Genomic DNA, 19,003 nt, shown 5'->3' on the forward strand with positions numbered 1-19,003 from the left:
CCGCGTAGAATACCGATTCCGTGAGCCTTACCCTCGGAATCGTCGGTCTTCCCAACGTCGGCAAGTCGACGCTGTTCAATGCGCTGACCAAGAACGATGTGCTGGCAGCGAACTATCCGTTCGCCACCATCGAGCCCAATGTCGGCGTCGTCGAACTGCCCGATCCGCGACTGAACCGGCTCGCCGAGATCTTCGGTTCCGAGCGCATCCTCCCGGCCACGGTGTCGTTCGTCGACATCGCCGGCATCGTCAAGGGGGCCTCCGCCGGTGAGGGCATGGGCAACAAGTTCCTCGCCAACATCCGTGAGGCGGACGCCATCTGTCAGGTCGTGCGCGTGTTCGACGATCCCGACGTGGTCCACGTCGAGGGCAAGGTCGACCCGATGGCCGACATCGAGGTCATCGCGACCGAGCTGATCCTCGCCGACCTGGAGACGATCGAGCGAGCGCTGCCGCGGCTCGAGAAGGAGTCCCGGAAGAACAAGGAACTCGTCGCTCAGCTGGAGGAGACGAAGAAGGCTCAGGCGATCCTCGAGGACGGCCGCACCATCTTCTCCGCCCAGGCGGAGGTGAAGGGCGAGCTGCTGCGCGACCTGCACCTGCTCACCGCCAAGCCGTTCCTGTACGTCTTCAACGCCGACGAGGCCGTCCTCACCAACGAGGAGCGCAAGGAGGAGCTGCGCAAGGCCGTCGCACCGGCCGACGCCGTCTTCCTCGATGCCAAGGTCGAGTCCGAGCTCCTCGAGCTCGACGAGGACGAGGCGATGGAGCTGCTCGAATCCATCGGCCAGACCGAGGCCGGTCTGAAGCAGCTCGCGCGCGCCGGTTTCCACACGCTCGGCCTGCAGACCTACCTGACGGCGGGTCCGAAGGAATCGCGTGCCTGGACCATCCGCAAGGGTGACACCGCCCCCAAGGCGGCCGGCGTGATCCACACCGACTTCGAGCGCGGCTTCATCAAGGCCGAGATCGTCTCGTTCGCCGACCTCGACGCGGCCGGTTCGATGGCCGAGGCGAAGGCCAAGGGCAAGGTCCGCATGGAGGGCAAGGACTACGTCATGGCCGACGGCGACGTGGTGGAGTTCCGCTTCAACGTCTGACGAACGCCATCGGGGCGTTCCTCCGTAGTCATCCGCATTTCGGTGTTCTCGACCCCGTATATCGAGGTCGGGAACACCGAAATCGTTATGCCGACGGAATCAACCGTGCCGGGCGACGTCCTCGCAGAGGATGCTCGGCCACTGCGCGAGATCGGCCGGGGTGTGCGCGATCTCCAGCTTCGCGTGGGGGAGCAGACCCACGAGCGTTTCCGCCGTGGACACCGGATGGGCGGGGTCGTCGATCCACGCCAGCACCGTCACCGGAATGTCGATGTCGGACACGGCCTCCGGATCGGGCAGGTCGCTCAGCGCGGCGCCCCGGAACAGCGAGGGCAGCAGTTCCTCGGTGACGTCGGGGACGGTCTCCGGCGCGTCGACGGTGGCCGGCGGTCGTGGCGCGGTCAGATCGCGCGTGAGGAACGCCGCGAGTCCCTGCTGCTCGATGAGATCGGCGGCGGCCCGGTACTCGGCGGCCTTCGCGGCGCGGGTGGCCCAGGCGGTCGCCGGCACCAGCAGGGTGAGGCTGCTGAAGCGCTCCGGATCCTTCACCGCCGCGTGCAGCAGGGTTCCGGTGCCCATCGACGGCCCCACCCCGTGTACCCGCTCGCCGGGGAAGTAGTGGTCGAGCAGCCGCAGCAGGTCGTCGGCGAGCACCGGCCAGCGGTAGTCCTCCCGCACCGCACGACCGGTCGAGCGGCCGTGCCCCCGCGCGTCGTAGCGCAGCAGTCGGGTGCCGCTGAGCCCGCGGCCCAGGTCGAGGTCCATGAGGCGGTCGCGGTGGCGGCTCGAGGTCAGGCCGTGGAGCTGGACGACCGGGTGGCCACCCTCGTCGCTCAGCTCCACGTCGAGTTCGGCCCCCGGCACACTGAAGGTCGGCACATCGTCTCCCGACGTCGGAAAGCGGTTGCTGGGGAAGGCGCCTAGGATACCCGGCATGCGGCTGACAAATGTGGCGCACCTGCGCCTGCCGTTCGGCCGACTGCTCGGTTACGACGTGACCGTCGCGGGGCTCGGCCGGGCGCTTCCCGTGTCGTTCGACCAGCGGCGGCATGTCGGCGCGGGCGAACGTCCCGGCTCCTGGATGGCTCTGTCCTTCCGCCTGTTCGAGCCGGTTTCGCCCGACGACCTCGCGACCGCCTGGCTGGCGGTGATCGCGCGGCACGGCACCCTGCGCTCGGTGTTCACGCACGGCGACGACGGTGAGCCGCTTCTGCACGAGGCCGAGATCCGCCCGGGCGGCTGGGTCGAACATCCGATCGGTCCCGGTCAGGCCGTCAACGACGCCCTCCGGGACGTCCTCGACAGTGCATGTTCGCCCTACAATCGGCCGTCGCACCGACTATGCGTGCTCGAGACCGCTACGGAACCGACCGTCGTGGTGGCCGCCGATCACTCGCACGTCGACATGTGGTCGATGTTGGTGATGGCTCGCGACCTGCTCGCCGCCCTCGCCGCCGTACGCGCGGGACGGGAACCGTCCCTGTCGCCGACACCGGCCTTCGCGGAACACACCCGGGCACTGCAGGACCGTCCGGCCGCACCCGCCGAGGTCCACGAGCGCTGGGCCGAGGTGCTCGCCGCCAGCGGTGACGTGATGCCGCGCTTCCCGCTCTCCCTCGGAGTGGCGAGTCTCCAACGCGAACGAGTGGAGGTGCGCGACGTGCTCGACGTCGACGACAGCGCCGCCTTCTCCTCCCAGGCCAAGGACGACGGGGTGTCCACCCTCGCGCTGGTGGTCGCGGCCATGACCGAGGTGACCCTCGAACTGGCCGGAGTCCCGTTGCGGGCGGTGTTCCCGGTGCACAGCCGGTACGACGCCACCTGGCACGACTCCGTCGGCTGGTTCATCACCAATTCGGTGCTCGAATCGGCCGTCCCCGAACCTCGCGCGGCCGCGGACGCGGTCAAGGAGGCGGTCAGGCTCGGATCCTGGCCCCTCGAGGACATCCTGCGCCCGTGGGAGGGCATGCCGGAGGCGCCGGGCATGTTCGCGATCTCCTGGTTGGACCTGCGCCGGCTTCCCGTCCGGGTCGACGCTACCGGCCTCGAGGCGCAGTACGTCGGCGCGACCATCCGCACCGACGGGGTGATGTTGTGGTTCATCCTCGACGACTCGGGACTGCACCTGCGGTGCCGCTATCCCGACACCACCGAGGCCCGGCGGCACGTCGGTGGCTGGCTGGACCTGCTCGTCGCCCGGCTACAGGCACGCGCCCGTGAATCGGTCGGTGGTCTGATCCGATTGGGCGACAGGATTTATCGGGTGCAACGTGCCGGCCGACCCGACGTACCGGCGATCGTCGGGTTGCTCTCCGGCGACGAGCAGAGCGCCTGCGACGGTGTGGAACTCGCCCGTTACGAAGAGGCCTACGACGCTGTCGCCCGCGACCCTTCGCACTATCTTGCGGTGGTACGCGACGAGGTGGGCCGGATCGTCGGCACGATGCAGTTGACGATCGTGCCGGGTCTGTTCCGTGGCGGTGCCACCCGCCTGCTCGTCGAAGGAATCCGGGTCGCCCCGTCCGAACGTTCCCGCGGCATCGGTACGGCCATGCTCGAGTGGGCCCACGATCACGGCCGGAACCGGGGTGCCACGCTCGCGCAGATCGCCGTCGACCCGGACGACGAGCGGGTTCGGACGTTCGGGGCGCGGCTCGGCTACGACTGCACCCACGCCGGATTCGAGCGGGCGCTCTGACATCGGCCGACTCGACGGCCGAGGGCTACGTCGTGGCCGACTGCGACGTGGTGGAGTTCCGCTTCACCGGGTAGTGCGGCGTGTGCCGACCCGGATCCGTTCCGGCGGACGCGGGGGCGCCGTGCGCGACGAGGTGACGGACGACGTACTCCGCGTCCGCACCGGCCCCGCCGACGAGCATCGACCGGAACGACGACTGGAAGCACAGACCGGTGAAGTACAGACCGGGCACCGAGGGGACCACGCCGCGTTCCTCGCGCGGCCAGCCGTCCGTATCGAACACCGGTAGGTCAATCCAGTCGTACTTCTGGCGGAAACCGGTGCACCACACCACATTCGTCACGTCGAGAATCCGGCCGTCGGACAACACGGGGCGGAGTTCGGCCACGCCGGTCACGCGCTCGGTGACCCGGGTGACGCCGCGTGCGGCCAGCTCCCGCCGACGGATCCGCAGCAGGGGCGCCCCGTGGCGCCGTTCGTCCTCGCGAGCATGTCGTCCCATCGGGGTGCGCACGGACAGCACATGTCCCCACACGAACCACAGGATCGGGAACAGCACGCGCATGGCGGGACTGTCCACGCGCACCGGCAGCTGCCCGGTGTCGCGGCCGCACAGAGTCGTCGGATGGGACGCCGCCAGCTCGTAGGCGATCTCGCTGCCGGAATGGGAAGCCCCCACTACGAGTACCGGACCGTCGCGCAACTGCGACGGATCGTGATACTCGCTCGAATGCAGCTGCACGATGCCGGGATCCAGCTCGGAGGCGAAGCTGGGGACGTGTGGGGTTCGACCGAACGTGCCCGTGGCCACGACGACGTTGTTCGCCTCGATCCGCGTGTCGCCGCAGTCGAGGACGAACCGGTCGCCGTCGCGGGAGAGCCGGCGGACCTGGGTGTTGCCGAGCACGGGCAGGTCGAAGCGGGAGGCGTAGGACTCGAGGTAGTCGGCGAGCTCGTCCTTGGTGGGGGAGTGGTGCGGGTCGCCCGGGAACGGCATGCCGGGCAGGCCGTCGTATCCGGCGGGGCTGTACAGGCGTAGCGAGTCCCAGTGGCAGCGCCAGTTGTCGCCGATGCGTCGGTTCGCGTCGACGATGAGGAACGGACGGCCGCGTCGGGCCAGATGGTAACCGGCGGACAGGCCTGCCTGACCTGCGCCGACGACGACGGTGTCGATCTGCTGGGGTGCGTTGTGGACGGTCATGACGACTCCCCGAGGTGAGGGAACTACACCGACGACGTTAGGCACTGCCGCCCCTCGGCCGCGTCGGGAGGAGTGTGCAGTCGAAGGTGGCAGCGTATGGGCAGTTCTACCCAGTCAGAGCAGGCGATGCTCGTACGCGTAGGCCGTCGCCGCCGCTCGTGAGGACACCTCGAGCTTGGTGAATATGTTGCTCAGGTGCCGGGCCACCGTCTTCTCGCTGATGACGAACTCGTGGGCGATGGCTCGATTCGTCTTGCCCGTGGCAACGGCGCGCAGCACCTGGACCTCCCGGGGCGTCAGCCCGTTCGGTGCGTCGGCGAGTTCGGGACCGCGGAGCTCACGCAGATCCGGCAACGCGTGCAGATCGTGGAAAATCGATGCTGCCGAGTCGAATTCGAGCCGGGCGTCATCGTCGTCGCCGAGTGCGGCGCAGCATCGACCCTGCAGCACTCGTACCCGGGCACGTTCGTAGGGTGCACCGAGGTCACGCCAGCGCCTGCCGGATCGCCGCAGCCGTTCGAGGGCGCCGCAGGGGTCACCTTCGGCGAGCAGGACCGAGCCCTGCGCGTGGTCGGCCATCGCTGCCAGTGCAGTGGCGTCCTGCGTCCGGGTCAGCGCCTCGAGTTCGTCGGTGCTGCGCCGGGCTGCGGCGACATCTCCGGTGGCGAGCGCGATCTCCGTGTGGGCGGCGAGCATCCGCGGCCTGTCGAGATTCGAGGCTTCGCCGAGACCCCGGAGGATTCCGGCGACCGCTGCGGTGGTGTCGCCCTGTCTCAGACGCAGCAGAGCAAGACCCGGCTGTACCTCCTGCCCGTACATGCCCGCTGACCTGTAGGCGGCTTCCGCCTCGGCGAACTCACCGCGTAGACGATGCAGTTCGCCCTGCTCGTACAGGGCCATTCCCATCGCGGGTTGACCGGGCGGATCCGACAGCCGCTGCAGTGCGAGGCGGGCGAGGTCCATCGCCTGCGACCAGTCGCCCTCGAGTTGCAGCATCTGGGCGCGATGGACCAGGCACTGTCCCCGGAAGGGCGCGAGTCCGGACTGATCGTCGCACCAGCGGCCGAGGGCCCGAGTCCACTCTTTCGCCCGTTGCAGATGATATGTGCCGTAGCAGGTCTCGATGACCGCGCAGTACACCAGGCCGGAGACGACGGGCGAGACCTCGCCCAATCCGACGGCGACGAGCACCTCGTCGAGTGTCCGCAGCCCGCCGTCGACGTCGCCGAGCAGGACTCGGCACTGTCCGATGCCCAGTGAGCCGAGAGCGAGAAGGTCGGCGTCGTGGCAGGCCCGTCCGATGCGCTGAGCTGCGGTGAAGATCGGCAGTGCCTCGGTCGGCCGGTTCGCGTACATCTGCTGTACTGCTCCGGGGATCATCAGGAAGCCGCTGGTCGCGCAGTCCGGTCGGTCCGGGACACCCGACTGTCGGGCTCGCTCCAGCCAACCTCCGGCCCGTGCTGCTTCACCGCGTCCCATCAGCAGGAAGCACAACCAGAAGGCGCTGATACCCGCGCTCTCGGTTTCGCCGGCTTCGAGATGTGCGGCGAAGGCGCGCTCGTACAGTGCGACGCTGTCGTCGTCGTGGCCCGCGAGGTACGCGGCTCGGGCGAACAGATCGAGGTCGTCCGCGGACAGGGCAGCGAGTGTGTCGGCGCTGCGGAATCCGTCCAGGGCACGCGGCCACTCGCGCGCGCGGTACGCTGCCCGCGCGTGGTCCAGGACCGCCGACCTGCCCATGTTCGCTCCCGCGATCGAGCGCCGCCGACACCGGCTGATTGCGATCCTACGCCCGCAGATACGCAGGGTCGTCGGTGTGCGCGCGGCTCACGACGGTCGCATGCCCGCCAGAACGATCGACACCAATCGTGGAGCGAGATCCGGTGTCACCGCACGGATCGCGTCGGGTAAGGGGCGGGTGATCAGGCCGATCGCCAGGACCAGTTCCAGCGCGTCGAGGTCGGGGCGCACGATGCCGGCGGATCGCACCGCGTCGAGCAGTTCCTCGACCCCGGCGAGCGTCTGCGCCTGGGCGTCGCGCACCGATTCGGAGATCTCGTCGGTCACGAATTCGGCGAGGGTGGCCGAGAGTGCACCCAGGTCGAGTTCGACCAGCCGTTGCACGTAGCCCACCCAGGCGTCCTCGGGTGAGGAGCCGACGCGCTCCAGGGCCTCGGTGCCCGCTGCGCGCATGTCGGCGAGGATCGTCAGCGCGACCTCGTCGGCCAGCGCGCGATGGCAGACGCCGCTACGACGACAGTTCCCGACGCGGGTGACTCCACCGCGCGCAAGCGTCATCCCGTGCTGTCGCTGCTGGGAATGACGTGCGGGCTCGGGGTGATCCTGGTGCTGATGCTGCTGGTCTTCATCATGCCGTCGCTGAAGAGCGGACCGCACGACCTGCAGGTCGGTATCGTCGGGACCTCCGCAGCGGCAGAAGAATTCGAGACGTCGCTCGCGACGGCCGCCCCCGACGCATACACCTCGCAGCGATTCGCCTTCGAGCAGGAACTGCGCGACGCCATCCACGACCGCGACGTCATCGGAGGGTTCGTCGTCGACGAGTCGGGCGTCCGCACGCTGGTCGCCGGCGCGGGCTCGACCGCCATCTCCGGTTCGCTCGCCGGAACCTCGCAGGCGGTCGGCGGAGCACTCGGGGCCGATGTGAGCGTCGAGGACGTCGTCCCGCTGCCGGAATCCGACCCCACCGGTATCGGCATCGGTGGCCTCGCCTTCCCGCTCGTCTTCGGTGGCATCGTCCCGGTCGTCGCATTCCGGAAGATCCTGCCGCGCAGCAACGGCTGGTACCTGACCGGCCTGCTCGTCTTCGCCGCCGTCGGTGGCATCGTCGTCGCGTCCATCCTCACCTTCGCCTTCGGAAGCATCGAATCGACCTTCTGGCCGGTCGCGGGATCCATGGCCCTCGGTATCGCCGCCCTTGCACTCCCGTTGGCCGGACTCCAGAAGGCCTTCGGCGCCAAAGGGTTCACCATCGGTGCGATGGCCATGATGTTCCTCGGCAATCCGCTGGCCGGTATCGCGACGACGTCGGCATGGCTGCCGTCCGGACTCGGTACCTTCGGTCAGATCCTTCCCCCGGGGGCTGCCGGAACCCTCGTGCGCTCCGCGGCATACTTCGACGGTGCCGGCGGATTCGTCGCGCTGTCGACCCTCGCCGCGTGGATCGTCGTGGGACTCGTGCTCTACGTGGTGGGCATGCGACGTGCGGTGGGTGAGGAAGCGACAGAGCGTCCTTCGGCGCAGGTCGCGGCCTAGCGGACCACGTCGAGCGGTCCTTCCTCGGGCGTCGGCGGCTCGAACCGCTCGAAGTACTCCGTCGCCGTCCGCTCGGTCAGCGGCCAATCGTCCGCCCACCTCCCGTGCCGGTCGCCGACCCGGCTCAGGATGGTCTCGAGCTCCGTCGCGATGTACACGGTCTCCGGCACGATGCCCTGCGGTGCGAGCAGTGCGCGGAACTCGTCACGTTGTCGACGGAACCAGAATCCGAAGTCGAGCACGACATCGTTCCCGGCCGTGACATGGCGAAGCAAACGCGCCTTCAGATCTGCTGATACCTCGGCCACCACGTCGGCGGAGGGCATGGTCGTGATCCCGCGATCCCAGAACTCCACCTCGTACGACAGACGCAACCAACCCCCGCGCTCCAGGCGCTTGGCATAGGTGGTCTTACCGGCACCGGCCGGGCCGCACATCATCACGACGCGAGACACTCGGGTCCTGTTCGCTGCCACCGGCCCGACGGTACACACCGCCACCGAGATCGAGACCGATAACGCTCATCGCTGATCCGAATCGAATCGGGCCCGATCCGCACCCCTGGGCGCCAGGGCACCGCGTCACGTGGAGGCCTTCTCGGTCTTCGGTGAGAGTCTGCCGATCACGGCGCTTCCGATGATGCCGACGACGATCATGCCGATCCCGACCGCGTCCGGTATCGAGTCGGTGACCCACCCGAAGATCCCCGCGACCAGCACGAACGTCGGTATCCAGTCGATCAGCTTCAGGAGCGACGGGGCGGGTTCGGACTCGCCCTGCGACGCCGCGAACTTCGCACCGGCGTAGTCCGGATAGAACTCGGTGAAGGAGACCGCGAAGAAGATCGCCGCGAGCTGGAGCACCCAGCCGGTCCAGAAGTTGCCCGGGTCGCGCATCACGGCGTCGCCGATGAACCCGACGATGGCGGAGAAGGTGAACGCACCGGCCCAGACCGCGGAGATCACGTAGTTGATCTTCATGAACAGGGGAGACGTCCAGTACTCCTGGGGCGTGTCCTCTTTCGCGTAGGGGAGTGTGAACGGCCTACGCGCGATCAGGGTGGCGACGACGAACACCGCGAGCGCGATGTTGGTGAGTTCACCGGCCCAGATCTCCATCCAGTCGATGACGCCGTCCGACGCGATGAGGCCCACCGCGGCCAGCACGACGAAGAACGCCGCGCCGAACACGTCGAGGGCGTGTATCTTGATGCCGCGTCGCGCGCCCACCCACATCGTCAGCAGGACGAGGCCGAGAGCGAAACACACCGCTTCCTCGAACCGTCCCGGGGCCGACAGGACGGACATGAGGATCCACGGTGCGATGCCCGACAGTGGCGACCGGAGGTAACCGTCGACGACCTTGGTCATGCCTACCAGCGTATTTCGTGAAGCCGGGCATGTCGGAGTTTTCGGAGGATCGACCAGGATCCGCTCGGGCGCACTCAGTCCTGCGTGGTCGGTGCTTCGGCCAGGCTGCGCCGGGTGGCGAAGCGACGCTCGACCCCCGACAAGGGGTCGACGAATTCGAGTTCCCGCGCGAGCAATTGGAGAGGAAGCGAATGGTCGTCCGGTGTCTCGGGCAGCAGCACGGGATACCAGTGGTCGCCGAGGATCCCGATACCGAGCGCCGCCAGGTGCACTCGCAGCTGATGCATCCGACCGGTGTGCGGGCGCAGCAGGGTGTGCAGAACGGCCCGTCCCGACCCGCTCACCCCGGATCCGAGCACCTCGATCAGGGTCTCGGAGTTGGGTTCGCGGGTGTCGTCGGCGACGACGCGCAACTCACCGCGTCGCGCCTCGATGTGATTGCGGTACAGCACGGGGACCGGACGTCCGGCGATCTGCGGCGCTGCCGGATCCCACTCCGCCGGCAGTGCGGACACCGCCTCGTACACCTTGGTGACCCGGCGCTTCTCGAACAACGACTGGTAGGCGCCGCGCGTCTCGGGCCGGGCCGAGAACATCACGAGCCCGGCGGTCGCCCGGTCGAGCCGGTGGATCGGTGTCAGATCGGGGTTGTCGAGGCGGGTCCGCAGACGGACCAGTGCCGATTCGCGCAGGTAGCGCCCGCCCGGAGTGGTGGGCAGGAAGTGCGGTTTGTCGACCACGACGAGGTCGTCGTCGATATGCAGGATCTCCTCGTGGAACGGCACCGGTTCCTCGACAGGCAGATCGCGGTAGTACCAGACGAACCGGTGCGCTCCGAGTTCGGTGCCGCGACCGATGGGTTCTCCGTCGATCCCCACGATCTCGCCGGCGTCGAAGCGGCGGTAGAGATCGTCGGCGTCGAGATGGTCGAAGCGTGCGACGACGTACTCGGCGACCGTCGACCACGGACCGGAGGTCGGAACACGCAGTCGCGTGGGCCCGACCCCGTTCCTGACGGGCAACGGTGAGGGCATCGGCACGGGCACCATCCTCCCATCGGCCGCGACGTGAGCTGCGCCTCGGGTGATCGGCGGTGGCGCGATCGGAGAGCGAGGCGCGGTTCACAGATGCTCGTCGGGGACGGCCGACACCGTTCTGCCACCATGTCCGCATGACTGCACCGGCCCGGCTCGGCATCCCGACCGGCACGCTCGCGCTGCTGGCTGCTCTGTACTTCGCGCAGGGCCTGCCGTACGGGTTCTTCACCCAGGCGCTTCCGGTGGTGCTCCGCGAGTCCGGCTTCTCGCTGATCGCGATCAGCGCGACGGGTGTGCTGTTCGCACCGTGGGCGCTGAAGTTCCTGTGGGCGCCGTACGTCGACCACTACGGAACGCGGCGGCAGTGGCTGCTCTCGCTCCAGCTCGCGGCGTCGGCGGTGTCGTTGATCCTGGCGTGCCTCGACCTGTCGTCGACGCTGCGGTGGCTGCTCGTCGGCATCGCGGTGGTCAACGCCCTCTCGGCAACGCAGGACGTCGCGACCGACGGTCTGGCCGTGCAACTGCTCGGACCGACACAGCGCGGGCTGGGGAACGGCATCCAGGTCGGCGCGTATCGCATCGGCATGATCGTCGGCGGAGGAGCGCTGCTGTGGGTGTTCTCCCTCGCGGGTTGGCGCAGCCTGTTCCTCGCGATGGCGTTCCTGCTGGTGCTGACGACGATCCCGGTGTGGCGACTGCCGCGCACGGAGCGACGAGCCACGACGGATCGGGAACCGCGAAGCGCGACCCGCATGACGGTCGCGTGGTGGACGCGTCTGCGCCGCCCCGGGATGCTCGCGTTCATCCTGCTCATCGGCGGCTTCAAGTTCGGTGACTCGATGGGCTCGGCGATGGTCGGTCCGTTCATGTCCGACTCGGGACTCACCCTCGGGCAGATCGCGCTGGTCAAGGGTGTGCTGTCCTCGGCAGGCGCTCTCGGCGGTGCCGCCCTCGGTGGGTGGCTGTGCTTCCGTCGCGGTCGTCGGCAAGCCCTGCTGATCGGTGGCGTGACCCAGACGGCGAGCCTCGCCTTGTACGTCGTCGCGTCGCTCGGCTACGGCGGGTTCGGGCTCATCGTCTCCGCGAGCCTGGCCGAACACGTCCTCGGCGGCGCCGCGACGGTCGCGGTGTTCACGCTCATGATGGACGCCGCGGACAGGGACCACGCCGGCAGCGACTACACCCTGCTCGCGTGCGCGATCGTCGTGGTGCAGGGCATCGCGGGCTTCACCGCCGGTGTGGTCGGAGACGTGTTCGGTTATCCCGCGCTGTTCGGCACGAGCCTGGTGCTGTCGGGAATCGGATGTGCCGTCCTGCTGCTCGCTCTTGATCGAGGCATCGGGCCGAGCGGGGTGCACGGTGTGTGGCAGAGCGGCGCGGGGCGGGCGGCCTCGCGGTACCGGTGATCACCGGTACCGCCGATCACTGCGACCAGTACTGCAGCATCGGCTCCTCGGCGAGCACCGTCGACCCCTCGGAGATGACGAGAGCACGCGACGAGATGCTGTACTGCACACCGGCGTTCGTGGCGGTGAAACCGTCGCCCGAGGGCACGGGGTCGTCGATCTCGATCGCCGCACCGTCGTTCGTACGAACGCCCTTGTAGTAGTACCGGCCGGCCCCGGTCTCGCACACCACGACGAGCGAGTCGGCCGTCTGGCCGATGGCGACGGCGGGATTCGTGTGGTTGCACCGCGCCTCGGGGATGCCGACGAAACCCTGGGGGTCGGTGTCCTCGGAGGCCGACACGGGCGGTAGTGGACGTGCGGGTCCGGTCGCGGGCGCGGGATTGCCGGTTGCTGTGAGTTCGAGATCCTCGATCCGCAGGGCCAGGTCGCCCGGCAGCACGGTGACGTAGCTGTTGCCCTGCACGATGCTGTTGGCCGTGATGCACTCGAAGTCGCCCGTGAGGCACGACAGCCGTTCCCAGTAGCCGCCGAGCGAATCCGTCGGGCGTAGCGCGTATTCGCCGGGGGTGATGTCGACTCCGACCTTCAGGGTGCCGTTGGTCGGGAAGCCGCTCGGGGTGGCAGGCCGGCTCGTCTGCGCTCGCGGGGTGGGCGGATCCGCCTCGGTCTGCGGGGCTGCGGATGGCGACACGGTGACCGTCACGGTCGACGGGGACGGGCTCGCGGCGACGGCGCTCTCCGATCCCGGATCGGACGAGCGGGTCAGGACGACGACCAGGGCGGCGACTGCGGCGACGACGGCGACGAGCAGGGCACCGCCCACGAGCCACGGCCACTTCGGTCGTCGCGGCGGGGTCGGGGTGGGCCAGGGTGGCGGGGGAGCGCCGTAGCCGTAGCCGTATCCGTCCGGCGGAGGCTGCATCGACATTCGGGTCCCTTCGCTGTCGCGGTGTTACGCCTCCTGATATCGCTGCCGATGTCTGCTGCTGTTACGTCATGCGGGGTGGGATCACCCGGTTTGCTGCAGGTCGTCACAGGGAAGGGTCAGTTCGGCCAGATCATCGAGGGAAACGGGCAGCACCCGTGCGAGGGCGGCGATCGTCGCGAAGGCCGGCGTCGCCAGTCGTCCGGTCTCGATCTTCCGAAGGGTCTCCGGCGAGATGTCGGCGGCCTGAGCCACCTCGGTGAGCGTCCTGCTGCCTCGGGCATCGCGCAGCCGTCCACCCAGGCGTTTGCCGGCGGCCAGCTGTTCCGGGGTCAGAGGGAGTCGCACCATGACCCGCAGTCTAACCGCGTCGGTATGAAAATACCGATCGTCGCGATAGGGTGGTATTTAAATACCGTCTCGTGATCCTGAGGAGTGCCCACGTGTTGGAACTGAAGACCCCCGGTGAGATCGCGGCAATGGATGTGACCGGTACGTTCATCGCCGAGTTGCTCGACGACCTGACGGGCCGCGCCCGTCCCGGCGTGAACCTGCTCGACCTCGAACAGCGCGCACGGGACATGATCGAGGAACGTGGCGCGGTCTCGTGCTACTGGGATTACGCGCCGTCGTTCGGGAGCGGACCGTTCCGCAACGTCATCTGCCTGTCCGTCAACGACGCAGTGCTGCACGGACTCCCGCACGACTACGTGCTCCGGGACGGCGACCTGCTCAGCATGGACATCGCGGTCTCGATCGACGGCTGGGTCGCCGATTCGGCGCGCAGCATCATCGTCGGCGCGGAGCGTCCCGAGGACCGGCATCTCGTCGAGGCGACCGAGGTGGCACTGGCCGCGGGTATCGCCGTCGCGCTCCCCGGCAACCGCCTGGGCGACATCTCCGCGGCGATCGGCGCCGTCGCCGCCGAGTACGGCTATCCCGTCAACACCGAGTTCGGTGGTCACGGTCTCGGCCGCACCATGCACGAGGATCCGCACGTGGCGAACGCCGGGCGTAAGGGGCGTGGGCTCGTGCTGCGTCCCGGCTTGACGCTCGCCCTCGAACCGTGGTTCGCGGCGGGGACGGACAAGATCGTCTACGATCCGGACGGCTGGACCATCCGCTCCGCCGACGGCTCGCGTACCGCGCACAGCGAACACACGATCGCGATCACCGAAGGTGAACCGCTGGTGCTGACGAAACGGGAGCGCGTCACCGAATAGATCCGGACGGCAGGAAGATTCGAAGTAGACACGCGGGTTTCCGCTCGGTCCGTTATGGTCGGTGCACCGACGCGCGAGAGGCGATGCAGATGCCGCTGTACGAGTTCCGATGTGCCGACTGCGGGCCCTTCGACGTCTCCGTTCCCATGAGTGAAGTCTCCGCATCGGCTCCGTGCCCGCGGTGCGAGCAACAGTCTCGTCGTTCTCTCACCCCACCGCGTCTCGGCCGCGGCGGTTCGGCAGCGATGCGCCTGCACGACGCCACGGCACGGACCGCATCCGAACCCGACGTCGTCTCGGGCGCCCTGCCGGGTGTGCCGAGGCGTCCGTCACGGCCGGTCACCACCGACCCCCGACACCGATCCTTACCACGTCCCTGATCGTCACAGCCCCTGATCCGTCACCGCTGCAGGAGGTCCCGTGCCCGACGTCGTGTTCCCCCTCGATTCGACCCGCCGGTTCACCGATCAGGAGAAGATCGGCCACAACCGCTGGCACCCGGATATCCCGCCCGTCGCGACGCTGAAACCGGGGGATTCCTTCCGCGTGCACTGCCGCGAATGGTTCGACGGTGAGATCCACAACGACGATTCCGCCGACGACATCCGCAATGCCCCGCTGCACATCGTGCACGCGTTGTCGGGACCGTTCGCGGTGGAAGGAGCCAAGCCCGGCGACCTGCTCATCGTCGACATCCTCGACCTCGGCCCGATCCCGCAGGAGGACTCGGGTCCGCTCGCCGGGCAGGGCTGGGGTTACACCGGCATCTTCGCGAAGACGAACGGCGGGGGATTCCTCACCGACCAGTTCCCCGACGCCTACAAGGCGATCTGGGACTTCTCCGGGCAGAAGGCGACGAGCCGCCACGTGCCCCACGTGTCGTTCACCGGCATCGTGCATCCCGGCCTGATGGGGACGGCGCCCTCGCACGAACTGCTGTCGACGTGGAACACCCGGGAAGCAGCGCTGATCGCGACGGATCCCGACCGCGAACCGGCGCTGGCGCTGCCGCCCGAACCGAACGGAGCCATCCTCGGCAGCCTGTCGGGCGCCGATTTCGACCGGGTCGCGGCGGAGGCGGCGCGCACCGCTCCGCCGCGGGAGAACGGCGGCAACCAGGACATCAAGAACCTCACGAAGGGAAGCCGGATCTTCTATCCGGTGTTCGTCGACGGGGCGAATCTGTCGGTCGGCGACCTGCACTTCTCGCAGGGTGACGGCGAGATCACCTTCTGCGGTGCCATCGAGATGGGCGGGTTCATCGACCTGCGCGTCGACCTGATCCCCGGTGGCATGGAGACCTACGGGGTGAGCGAGAACGCCATCTTCATGCCGGGCAACACCGACCCGCAGTACTCCGAGTGGCTCGCGTTCTCCGGCACGTCCGTGACGCTCGACGGCGAACAGCGGTATCTGGATTCGCAATTGGCGTACCAGCGGGCGTGTCTGCACGCCATCGACTATCTGACGAAATTCGGCTACAGCCCCGAGCAGGCGTATCTCCTGCTCGGGGCTGCACCCATCGAGGGACGCTTGTCGGGTGTCGTGGACATCCCGAATTCGTGTGCCACGGTATATCTTCCGACGGCGATCTTCGACTTCCCGGTCGCGCCCACCGCGTCCGGTCCGGTGACGATCGATCCGGGTATCGGAGCGCCGCGTTCGTCGGCGTGAGGGCCGCGAAAATCGTTTGTCCGGAGTGAGCGGTGCGCGTACCGTCCTCGGGTCGGTACATACGCGAACGAAAGGTGGTCCCGGCCATGGACCCGCTTACCGAACGGGACATTCGAACATCCTTCGTCAACTGCTCCAAGGGTGATGCGAAGCGGCTTCCGGTGCCGCGCGATCTCGACGACCGGCCGTGGGACGAACTCGACTTCCTCGGCTGGACCGACCCGTCGTTCCCCGGTCGCGGCTACATCGTGGTCCCCCGCGACGGCGAACTCGTGGGTGTCGCCATGCGGTTCGAACAGCAGGGCTCGGGCAAGACGCAGATGTGCACGATCTGCCTCACCACCCACACCCGGGGTGGCATCGCTTTGATGACGGCGAACAAGGTCGGCGATGCGGGTCGAGCGGGCAACGCGGTCGGAACCTACATGTGCATCGACCTGCAGTGCTCGCTGTACGCGCGCGGCAAGAAGAAGCCCGCACTGGGCAGCCGGTACCGCGAGGATCTCGAGCCGGAGGAGAAGGCCGAGCGCGTCCGCGAGAATCTCGGCGCGTTCGTCGATCGCCTGTATGCCTGACGGGCGAACCCGGCCCTTTCAGTGCGATGCGGGGTTGCGCAGGTGCGCACGCTCCCCGTTCTGATCGAGGATCGTGAGGATCTCCACCGGTCCGTCGTGCGCGCTGATGGCGTGCGGTGTCATCGTCGAGAACTCGGCTGCGTTGCCCTCCTGGATGAGGATCGTCCGTTCGCCGAGTTGGAGCCGGGCGGTGCCGGTCAGGACGGTGAACCATTCGTGCCCCGGGTGCACGGGGAGCGTGTCGGCCGGCACCGGCTCCTGCTTCGTGATCCGCATCTTGGCGATGGTGACGCCGCCCAGTGATCGTTCCCGCGACAATAGCCAGGTCGTGTACCCCGGGGTGTCGCACGCCTGGGGCCTGATCACCACGTCCTGGTCCTCGCCGGATTCGACGAGCTGGTCGATCGTGGTGTCGAGTGCCCGCGCGATGGGAACGAGCTGGTCGAGTGCGATCCTGCGACGGCCCGTCTCGATGCGGCTCAGGTTGGACGGGCTGATGTGGCACCGGCCTGCGAGAGTGTCGAGGGTCCACCCCCGCGCGAGCCGCAGGCTGCGGATGCGCTGACGGATGAGTTGGTCCAGATCGGACGATTCTTGCTCCATAGGCAAGAGTATATGCCGAAACTGGATGACGCGTCCTAACGTGGAGTCATGCACCACCACGCCCACCACGCACCGCACGACCACGCGCACGACGAGTCGATGGCCGAGGTGCTCGACCTCGACGCCGCGATGAACCGGCCCTACTTCGAGTCGTTGCTCGACCGGGTCGCCGGACAGCTCGAGCGCGAACCGCGCACCGTCGTCGACATCGGCGCCGGCACAGGAACAGGCACACTCGCCCTGGCGCGCCGGTTCCCTCACGCGCAGCTCGTCGCTCTCGACCGGTCCGCCGGGATGCTCGAACGACTCCGCAAGACCGCCGCGTACAACGGGTTCGGTGATCGGATCCGGACCGTCGAGGCCGACCTCGATGCAGGACTTCCGGCCGTCGGTGCGATCGACCTCGCCTGGGCGGCGCTGTCCCTGCACCACGTCGAGGATCCGGATGCAACGCTCCGGCAACTCGCCGAGGCGATGGCACCCGGGGGGACGGTGGTCGTCACCGAGATGGAGTCGCAACCACGATTCCTGCCCGACGACATCGGTATCGGTACACCGGGACTCGAAGCGAGATGTCACGAGGCCGCGGCGTCCCGAGGGTGGAACAGGTGGCCCGACTGGAGCGACAACCTGCGTCGCGCCGGGTTCGGGATGGTCGAGATGCGCCGCGACGAACTCGGTGCCGACGTCGACGACACCGCACGCCGATACGCCCACGCGGTGCTGAGCCGGATGCGGACCGGCCTCGACAACGCCGTGTCCGACGAGGATTTCGACACGCTCGATCGGCTCGTCGGCGACGGTCCCGACTCGGTGCTGCACCGGGCAGATCTGGTGGTGCGTGGATCCCGAACCGTGTGGATCGCACAGGCAATCAAGGAGGAGAACCGATGAACACCCAGGAGAACCCCACACAGGACGGTTACGACGTCGTCGTGATCGGCGGCGGCTCCGCCGGACTGAGTGCCGCCACAGCGCTGGCACGCTCACGCCGCTCGGTGCTTGTCGTCGATGCCGGAGAACCGCGCAACGCCCCTGCCGCGGCCGCGCACAACGTGATCGGACACGAAGGCATCGCGCCGACCGAACTGCTGGCTCTCGGACGGAAGGAGGCCGCCGGATACGGCGCCGAAATCCTGTCCGCACGAGCAGAATCCGCTCGTCGCAGCGACACGGGATTCGAGATCGGTCTCTCCGGCGGCACCACCGTGCAGGCACGTCGACTGATCCTCGCGACGGGACTGGTCGACGAGCTGCCCGACCTGCCCGGAGTCCGCGAACTGTGGGGGAAGAGTGTCCTGCACTGCCCGTACTGCCACGGCTGGGAGGTTCGGGACCGGCGCGTCGGCGTGATCTCGTCGGGGCCGATGAGCGTGCACCAGACCCTGTTGTTCCGTCAGCTCAGCGACGACGTCGCCTTCTTCACCCACTCGGCGCCCGCCCTGGAGAGCGAGGCCCGCGACCAGCTCGAGGCGCGCGACGTGCGGATCGTCGACGGCACCGTCGCGGAACTGCGAGCGGACGGCGAGGAGGTCCGTGCCGTGGTGCTCGAGGACGGCACCGAGGTCGAGGTCGACGCCGTGGTGGTCGCACCGCGTTTCGTCGCCCGCGCCGACCTGTACGAGCAGCTCGGCGGAACGGTCACCGACCATCCCGTGGGGACCCTCATCGAGACCGATCCGACGGGGAAGACCGCTCTGCCCGGCGTATGGGCGGCGGGCAACTCCGCCGACCTCTCCGCGGTGGTCGTGGTCGCTGCAGGCGCCGGCGTGATGACAGGGGCGGCCGTGAACGCCGACCTGATCGCGGAGGAGACGGCCGCGGCGGTGGAGGAACGAGCCGCCCGCGGACTCACCTTCGCCGAATAGTCCTGTCGGGCATACGAGAACGGCCGGGTGAGCACACGCTCGCC

General features: G+C 68.4%; 20 protein-coding genes. 10 read left to right on the forward strand and 10 right to left on the reverse strand.

What is annotated here, in order from left to right:
- Positions 1–20: 20 nt before the first annotated feature.
- The gene (gene ychF / locus KXC42_RS05790) at positions 21–1,100 is read left to right on the forward strand and encodes a redox-regulated ATPase YchF (protein WP_016693933.1); all 1,080 of its coding nucleotides are present in this window, start codon (positions 21–23) and stop codon (positions 1,098–1,100) included.
- Positions 1,101–1,199: 99 nt separating this feature from the next.
- On the opposite strand, the gene KXC42_RS05795 is transcribed toward ychF, so the two are convergent.
- On the reverse strand, positions 1,200–1,979 hold the full coding sequence (locus tag KXC42_RS05795; protein WP_219130012.1) for an alpha/beta fold hydrolase: 780 nt from the start codon (positions 1,977–1,979) through the stop codon (positions 1,200–1,202).
- A 55-nt stretch (positions 1,980–2,034) separates the two neighbouring features.
- On the opposite strand from KXC42_RS05795, the gene KXC42_RS05800 reads away from it, so the two are divergent.
- A complete protein-coding gene (locus tag KXC42_RS05800) occupies positions 2,035–3,798 on the forward strand; it encodes a GNAT family N-acetyltransferase (protein ID WP_219130013.1) in 1,764 nt (587 codons plus the stop codon).
- Between the two features lie 25 nt (positions 3,799–3,823).
- On the opposite strand, the gene KXC42_RS05805 is transcribed toward KXC42_RS05800, so the two are convergent.
- The 3 genes from KXC42_RS05805 to KXC42_RS05815 all read right to left on the reverse strand — a co-directional run bounded on the left by KXC42_RS05805 (position 3,824) and on the right by KXC42_RS05815 (position 7,297).
- Positions 3,824–4,999, reverse strand: coding sequence for an NAD(P)/FAD-dependent oxidoreductase (locus KXC42_RS05805; protein ID WP_219130014.1), 1,176 nt, complete (start codon positions 4,997–4,999; stop codon positions 3,824–3,826).
- A 114-nt stretch (positions 5,000–5,113) separates the two neighbouring features.
- Positions 5,114–6,739 (reverse strand): LuxR family transcriptional regulator, encoded by a 1,626-nt coding sequence (locus tag KXC42_RS05810; RefSeq protein WP_219130015.1) that lies wholly within the window; start codon positions 6,737–6,739, stop codon positions 5,114–5,116.
- Between the two features lie 87 nt (positions 6,740–6,826).
- Positions 6,827–7,297, reverse strand: a complete 471-nt coding sequence (locus KXC42_RS05815; RefSeq protein WP_257606035.1) for a TetR/AcrR family transcriptional regulator — start codon at positions 7,295–7,297, stop codon at positions 6,827–6,829.
- A 3-nt stretch (positions 7,298–7,300) separates the two neighbouring features.
- Between KXC42_RS05815 and KXC42_RS05820 the strand changes: the two genes are divergently transcribed.
- The gene (locus tag KXC42_RS05820) at positions 7,301–8,275 is read left to right on the forward strand and encodes an ABC transporter permease (protein ID WP_257606036.1); all 975 of its coding nucleotides are present in this window, start codon (positions 7,301–7,303) and stop codon (positions 8,273–8,275) included.
- On the opposite strand, the gene KXC42_RS05825 is transcribed toward KXC42_RS05820, so the two are convergent.
- The 3 genes from KXC42_RS05825 to KXC42_RS05835 all read right to left on the reverse strand — a co-directional run bounded on the left by KXC42_RS05825 (position 8,272) and on the right by KXC42_RS05835 (position 10,694).
- The gene (locus tag KXC42_RS05825) at positions 8,272–8,751 is read right to left on the reverse strand and encodes an ATP-binding protein (protein WP_232238039.1); all 480 of its coding nucleotides are present in this window, start codon (positions 8,749–8,751) and stop codon (positions 8,272–8,274) included. The two genes, KXC42_RS05820 and KXC42_RS05825, sit on opposite strands and share 4 nt — an antisense overlap.
- Before the next feature lie 105 nt (positions 8,752–8,856).
- Entirely contained in the window at positions 8,857–9,645 is a 789-nt protein-coding gene (locus KXC42_RS05830; RefSeq protein ID WP_006550668.1) for a hypothetical protein, read from the reverse strand.
- A 74-nt stretch (positions 9,646–9,719) separates the two neighbouring features.
- Positions 9,720–10,694, reverse strand: coding sequence for a pseudouridine synthase (locus KXC42_RS05835; protein WP_019287979.1), 975 nt, complete (start codon positions 10,692–10,694; stop codon positions 9,720–9,722).
- 122 nt (positions 10,695–10,816) lie between these two features.
- On the opposite strand from KXC42_RS05835, the gene KXC42_RS05840 reads away from it, so the two are divergent.
- A complete protein-coding gene (locus KXC42_RS05840) occupies positions 10,817–12,088 on the forward strand; it encodes an MFS transporter (RefSeq protein ID WP_219130017.1) in 1,272 nt (423 codons plus the stop codon).
- 16 nt (positions 12,089–12,104) lie between these two features.
- Here KXC42_RS05840 and KXC42_RS05845 read toward each other — a convergent pair whose 3' ends face one another.
- Both KXC42_RS05845 and KXC42_RS05850 read right to left on the reverse strand, forming a co-directional pair.
- Positions 12,105–13,019: a hypothetical protein gene (locus tag KXC42_RS05845; RefSeq protein WP_138842094.1), complete on the reverse strand. Its 915-nt coding sequence runs from the start codon at positions 13,017–13,019 to the stop codon at positions 12,105–12,107.
- An 81-nt stretch (positions 13,020–13,100) separates the two neighbouring features.
- On the reverse strand, positions 13,101–13,367 hold the full coding sequence (locus KXC42_RS05850; RefSeq protein WP_006550664.1) for a helix-turn-helix domain-containing protein: 267 nt from the start codon (positions 13,365–13,367) through the stop codon (positions 13,101–13,103).
- Positions 13,368–13,459: 92 nt separating this feature from the next.
- On the opposite strand from KXC42_RS05850, the gene map reads away from it, so the two are divergent.
- The 4 genes from map to KXC42_RS05870 all read left to right on the forward strand — a co-directional run bounded on the left by map (position 13,460) and on the right by KXC42_RS05870 (position 16,488).
- The gene (gene map, locus KXC42_RS05855) at positions 13,460–14,239 is read left to right on the forward strand and encodes a type I methionyl aminopeptidase (RefSeq protein ID WP_019287982.1); all 780 of its coding nucleotides are present in this window, start codon (positions 13,460–13,462) and stop codon (positions 14,237–14,239) included.
- An 89-nt stretch (positions 14,240–14,328) separates the two neighbouring features.
- On the forward strand, positions 14,329–14,619 hold the full coding sequence (locus KXC42_RS05860) for an FmdB family zinc ribbon protein (protein WP_219130018.1): 291 nt from the start codon (positions 14,329–14,331) through the stop codon (positions 14,617–14,619).
- 40 nt (positions 14,620–14,659) lie between these two features.
- Positions 14,660–15,913, forward strand: coding sequence for a formamidase (gene fmdA, locus KXC42_RS05865; protein WP_039586368.1), 1,254 nt, complete (start codon positions 14,660–14,662; stop codon positions 15,911–15,913).
- 86 nt (positions 15,914–15,999) lie between these two features.
- Positions 16,000–16,488, forward strand: a complete 489-nt coding sequence (locus KXC42_RS05870) for an FBP domain-containing protein (protein ID WP_006550660.1) — start codon at positions 16,000–16,002, stop codon at positions 16,486–16,488.
- Positions 16,489–16,506: 18 nt separating this feature from the next.
- Here the strand turns inward: KXC42_RS05870 and KXC42_RS05875 are convergent, their stop codons facing one another.
- On the reverse strand, positions 16,507–17,091 hold the full coding sequence (locus KXC42_RS05875) for a helix-turn-helix domain-containing protein (protein ID WP_019287984.1): 585 nt from the start codon (positions 17,089–17,091) through the stop codon (positions 16,507–16,509).
- Positions 17,092–17,139: 48 nt separating this feature from the next.
- Between KXC42_RS05875 and KXC42_RS05880 the strand changes: the two genes are divergently transcribed.
- Together KXC42_RS05880 and KXC42_RS05885 are read left to right on the forward strand one after the other, a co-directional pair.
- The gene (locus KXC42_RS05880; protein ID WP_219130019.1) at positions 17,140–17,985 is read left to right on the forward strand and encodes a trans-aconitate 2-methyltransferase; all 846 of its coding nucleotides are present in this window, start codon (positions 17,140–17,142) and stop codon (positions 17,983–17,985) included.
- Positions 17,982–18,959, forward strand: a complete 978-nt coding sequence (locus tag KXC42_RS05885; protein ID WP_006550657.1) for an NAD(P)/FAD-dependent oxidoreductase — start codon at positions 17,982–17,984, stop codon at positions 18,957–18,959. The genes KXC42_RS05880 and KXC42_RS05885 overlap by 4 nt, the downstream gene beginning before the upstream one ends.
- Positions 18,960–19,003: the final 44 nt, after the last annotated feature.

Source organism: Rhodococcus sp. LW-XY12 (genome assembly GCF_019317345.1).
Taxonomy (GTDB): domain Bacteria; phylum Actinomycetota; class Actinomycetes; order Mycobacteriales; family Mycobacteriaceae; genus Rhodococcus; species Rhodococcus pyridinivorans.